The organism is Micromonospora sp. CV4 (genome assembly GCF_003667455.1).
In the GTDB taxonomy this organism is placed as follows: Bacteria; Actinomycetota; Actinomycetes; order Mycobacteriales; family Micromonosporaceae; genus Micromonospora.
This window is the reverse complement of the sequence record NZ_RCVI01000305.1, coordinates 1-551: the sequence shown is the minus strand read 5'-3', so window position 1 is coordinate 551 and position 551 is coordinate 1. Positions and strand designations below refer to the sequence as shown.

General features: G+C 75.1%; 1 protein-coding gene. It reads left to right on the top strand.

Going from position 1 to position 551, the window contains the following annotated elements:
- Nucleotides 1-60: 60 nt before the first annotated feature.
- Nucleotides 61-551, top strand: a 491-nt coding sequence (locus EAD98_RS21150; protein WP_147457458.1) for an ABC transporter ATP-binding protein, incomplete at its 3' end; no start/stop codon positions are given.

Genomic DNA, 551 nt, shown 5'->3' with positions numbered 1-551 from the left:
GATCAACGACGTAAGAGCCGGGCGGCGGACGGAAGAGCCGGGCGGCGGAGGAGGTGGGGTTTGAGCGGGGTGCAGTTGCGGGGTTTCGGGTGGCGGCACGCCGGGCGCCTCGCGTGGGCGGTGCGAGGGGTGGATCTGCGGGTCGAGGCTGGGGAGCGGGTTCTGCTGCTCGGGCCGTCGGGGGCGGGCAAGAGCACGCTGCTCAGCGCGCTCGCCGGGCTGCTGCCCGAGGACTCCGGCGAGCAGGAGGGCACCGTCGAGATCGACGGGCTCGACCCGCGCAAGGGTCGGGAACGGGTCGGCATCGTCTTTCAGGACCCGGAGACCCAGCTGGTGATGGCCCGCAGCGGCGACGACGTCGCGTTCGGGCTGGAGAACCGGGGGGTGCCGGCCGGCGAGATCTGGCCCCGGGTGGACGAGGCGTTGCGCCGGGTCGGCTTCCCGTACGGTCGGGAGCGGCCCACCGCCGCGCTCTCCGGCGGCGAACAGCAACGCCTCGCCCTGGCCGGCGCGCTGGCCCTGCGCCCCGGCCTGCTGCTGCTCGACGAGCC